Origin of the sequence: Bradyrhizobium acaciae (assembly GCF_020889785.1) — a bacterium.
GTDB classification, from domain to species: Bacteria; Pseudomonadota; Alphaproteobacteria; order Rhizobiales; family Xanthobacteraceae; genus Bradyrhizobium; species Bradyrhizobium acaciae.
In genome coordinates this window covers 1-3,744 of sequence record NZ_JACMYK010000266.1, presented here as the reverse complement: position 1 = coordinate 3,744, position 3,744 = coordinate 1, and the positions used below count along the sequence as shown (strand labels likewise).

At 59.5% G+C, this 3,744-nt stretch carries 4 protein-coding genes and 3 pseudogenes; 6 read left to right on the top strand and 1 reads right to left on the bottom strand.

Annotated features, from left to right (window positions below; all coding sequences use genetic code 11):
- Window positions 1-62 precede the first annotated feature (62 nt).
- From H8A92_RS40900 to H8A92_RS41290, 3 genes and pseudogenes are all read left to right on the top strand, one after another.
- Window positions 63-188, top strand: a complete 126-nt coding sequence (locus tag H8A92_RS40900; RefSeq protein ID WP_274613596.1) for a hypothetical protein — start codon at window positions 63-65, stop codon at window positions 186-188.
- Window positions 189-249: 61 nt separating this feature from the next.
- Window positions 250-528, top strand: a pseudogene (locus tag H8A92_RS39920) (IS5/IS1182 family transposase); the annotation flags it as partial.
- 816 nt (window positions 529-1,344) lie between these two features.
- Window positions 1,345-1,489 (top strand): annotated as a pseudogene (locus H8A92_RS41290) (IS256 family transposase); the annotation flags it as partial.
- Here the strand turns inward: H8A92_RS41290 and H8A92_RS39905 are convergent.
- A complete protein-coding gene (locus H8A92_RS39905; RefSeq protein WP_420831441.1) occupies window positions 1,487-2,488 on the bottom strand; it encodes a LysR family transcriptional regulator in 1,002 nt (333 codons plus the stop codon). The pseudogene H8A92_RS41290 and the gene H8A92_RS39905 overlap by 3 nt on opposite strands.
- Window positions 2,489-2,811: 323 nt before the next feature.
- On the opposite strand from H8A92_RS39905, the gene H8A92_RS39900 reads away from it, so the two are divergent.
- From H8A92_RS39900 to H8A92_RS39895, 3 genes and pseudogenes are all read left to right on the top strand, one after another.
- Complete coding sequence (locus H8A92_RS39900) at window positions 2,812-3,063, top strand: transposase (protein ID WP_338026707.1); 252 nt, start codon at window positions 2,812-2,814, stop codon at window positions 3,061-3,063.
- Between the two features lie 98 nt (window positions 3,064-3,161).
- On the top strand, window positions 3,162-3,386 hold the full coding sequence (gene tnpB, locus H8A92_RS41285; RefSeq protein ID WP_420831440.1) for an IS66 family insertion sequence element accessory protein TnpB: 225 nt from the start codon (window positions 3,162-3,164) through the stop codon (window positions 3,384-3,386).
- Window positions 3,387-3,532: 146 nt separating this feature from the next.
- Window positions 3,533-3,744: pseudogene (locus H8A92_RS39895) on the top strand (transposase); the annotation flags it as partial.

Sequence of the window (3,744 nt, the reverse complement as noted above, 5' to 3'; positions counted from 1 at the left end):
ACCTGGTGTTCGATCGTTCTCGCTGACCCGCCGGCGCATGGGCGAGGAGAACGCTGCAAGCATTGCTGCAGGAGAGCCTCTCGGTCGCCACCAAGACCGAGGCGATCAAGCAGTCCGACCTCAACCGCGTCATCCTCGACACCACGGTGCAGCCCAAGAATGTGATGTTCCCGACCGATGCGCGGTAAGCGCGCCAACCGAGCCTTGATCGAACCTATCTCGGCCGTGTCATCCGCGACATCACCCGACTACAAGTTCAGGGTGTTCATCTCAGGGCAGAAGCGACGGGTGACGCCAAAGATCAAATGCGAGGTGCGCCGCCGCTCGGCCATCGAGCCGGTCATCGGCCATCTCAAATCCGAACATCGGATGGGCCGGAACTATCTCTGGTACCGCCAGGGCGATGCCGCCAATGCCGTTCTCGCCGCCGCCGGCTACAACTTCCGTCGCCTCATCCGCTGGCTGGAGCTCTTGTCGCGAGAAATTCTCGTCCAGCTCATTCTCCGACTTCACCTCGCCCCGAGCTGAAGTACGGATTCTTCACGCACGACGAGATAGCCCGGACCGACAGATATGTCCGCCTCAGGATCGATCGAAGGTCCTTCAAAGTGTCCGTTTCGCCTACTTCCGTCTCGGCATTGCCCCTCCTCTCTCCGACTCAGCCTGAGAGAGAACATTGCCCGAACGGCACTCCCGAAAACCAACCTCCAGAACTGTCCGAGACTTAGCGGAATCCCTGTCCCGGGTTACTGAAATCGCTGTCCACGAATTGCCGAAATCCGGGTCCGACAATTGTCGAAACACGCAATCACGGCTCCGATGCGGGCATCGTCAATCGTGCGCGATCCCGGAACGCGGCTCGTCGTGCAGCCCGGCCACGCGCCGCTCTACAAAACGCGGCCGCCACTTGCCCACGGTCTGCCGGCCTAGGCACAGCTTGGCCGCCACTTCGTTGACTGACTCTAAGAGCGCAGATCGTGCTGACCTGCACGGAAGATCGTCTTCCGACGCATCGTCAGCGACTGTAGTTTGGCACGCTCATCATCGCCCAGTATCAGGGCACCGAGTTGCCGGAACGCCACTGCAAACTCCATCGCTGTTTGGTTCTATTCAGGCCCTCGAACGAACCCAGCCCATGCTCCCTATGGGGCTCGGCTACATCGAGGGTGTGGCGTCGGCGTTTCGTGGAGCGGCGCGAGCCGCGCTCCGGGGGCGCCACGCACGATTGACGACGCCCGCGTCGAAGCCGTCATCGTCAAGACGCTTGAAAGCCTTCAAGAGGACGCCACACATTGGAGTTCCCGGGGTATGGCGAAGGCCAGCGCGAGGCTTTCGTAGGGCGATCGTACAGTGGTCGACAGCCTGCAGGAAGCCAGCGACCGACCCTTCACATTCCCGAGACCGCCGCCAAGCCACCGGAAGAGCGCACGTACGACGAATGCGATCGAGCAACCGACGGACCAAGACGCAGACCGTGCTGCGATCGTCAGGCCTCGGTCAGAGCGTGTTTGCGAGCCTCCTGCGCTTCTCCGTGGATTCTGTGCTTTGTGCCGCCCTTCCCCTGCTGACCGATGATGGGGCGAGGCAAAGGAGTCCATTTTTCGTATTGCTGCAGGGAAGCAAACAGGACATCGACAGCGGCACGGTTCAGTCCGACATACTCATCCGCCCTGCAGACGACCGATGTCCACCAGTGGATCGGGGAGCCCTTCAGGGGCTTCCAGATGAATTCCTTTGATCCGGCCTCCCCCCGGCGCTTGGCAAGCCGCTCGGCCGCGAGTGCCACTGCTGACTCTGTCCTGAGGAATGCCTTCGTCATCCTGCTAGTTTGCAGAATACGTGAGGGCACGTAACCTCCAGCGCGGCAAAGATTCAGGAGTTCGTCATATAACCCGGGCGCCAACTGGCGCTGAAAGTGTACCATTGGGTAGGGGCTCAAATTGCGAAGACTCAGTCTATCCACGTTGGCTAGGGGATGCTCAACGTCGACGACGACACCAAGAGGTTGCCCAAGCGGGGCCGAGATCCGAAGCCCACGTTCTTCGAATGGATGCCGAAGAACACCGACGTCTATTTCTCCCGCTGCCAAGAGACGCTGTTGCTCCGATGTTGATGCCTCAATTACATGTACTTCGACCCGCTCCTGCTGAAGGCGACTTACGACCGCCAGCAACATGCTCCTAGAAGTCTCCGGAGGAAATGCTATCCGAAGTTGGCGTGATTGGCTGGGCGCGAGTGATCGCACTGCCCGCAAAGCAGCGTCAAATGCCTGTACGGCATTACGGGCCTGCGGTAGGAAGGCCTCTCCAGTCCTCGTCAAAGTAACTTTCTTGCTTGTGCGATCAAAGAGTTTTAGCCCTAGCTCGCTTTCCAAATCAGCTATCCGCTTCGAAAGCGGCGGCTGGCTCATATTCAAGGAGCGAGCCGCCCTCGCGAAGCTGAGAGCTTCCGCAACCGCCACGAAATAACGGAAGTGCCTGATGTCCATTTTATGACTATAAAACTACACAAACCTGTCATCAAGGAGGATAAATCACCAACGTGTCGAGTTCCCGACACTAAATTAGATAGTCGTCGACGATCGACCGGCGAGTAGGGAGCCTTCATGAGCTCGAACGCAATCTCGCAAACTATATCGGAGCGTGAGGGCTGAATGTCCCACTACTTCTGCGGGTGATGCTGGGCGCCTGACGTGGTTGCAAGGGCGTAAGCGTCCGAGGACAGACGCCTTGCGACGGGCTGGACTGATGGTTGAGAACTGTACACGTATGGACAGCCATACGATCAGTACGTTGAAACGACTGGAAGTGGTTGATAGGGGCCGGCGGCGGCGTTGGCCTGAAGAAGGCGCTGATTGTTTTGGAGAGCCTATCCGAGCCGCGCCTCGTTGCGGCGACAGCCCGGCGACACGGCTTGTCGCGTTCTCTACTGGTGACCTGGCGAAGAGTCTTGAGAGAGAACCGCAGTAAGTCCGAGGCTGGCTTTGTCAGGGCCGATGTGGCTGAAAGTGAGCCTGGCGCCGGTGGCGGCTTCATCGGAGAGCGCGACAGCCCATTTGACTGAGCGTCAGATTTCGAGCTGGCCGGCGGGCGGCGTGTCATTGTCGATGCGGGCGTCGATGTTGAGGCACTTCGCCGGATCATCGAGGCTCTGGATCCGCGATGATTCCGGTTCCTATGGGAGTTCGGGTTTGGCTGGCGACGGACCACGCCGACATGCGCAAAGGCTCCGCCTCATCGTCACTGCAGGTCCAAGGGGTGCTGCGCCGCGATCCGCTGGATGGCCATTTGTTCTGCTTCCGCGGACGCAGAGGCGATCTAGTCGTCCGTGAAGAAGCTCCCAAGCGTTTGAGCGAGAGTCATTCTTTGGAGCGGAGTGAGGTTTGAGATTGCAAGCTATTGGCGTGGGAGGCCTCAAAAGCTTGCAATATTGTTTTAAGGATTCCTTCGAATCGCGAGCCGTGGTTCGGTTGGCTGGATCGGAGAGGACGATGCGACCGAAGGAACGATGGGATAGCGGATAGGCTGACCTTCTGCGCTCGCGGCTGGATGCGATCCATCGACATGGACCATGCCTTGGTGAAGCTTTCGCGGACGATCGACTGGTCGTCCCTCAAGGAACGGTTCGGCGCGGTCTATGAGGACAAGCCGGGCCGACCGCCGCCGACGCGGCTGATGGCAGGACTTGCCATCCTCAAGCACACCTACGACCTCTCCGACGAGGTGGTGTGCGAGCGCTGGGTGG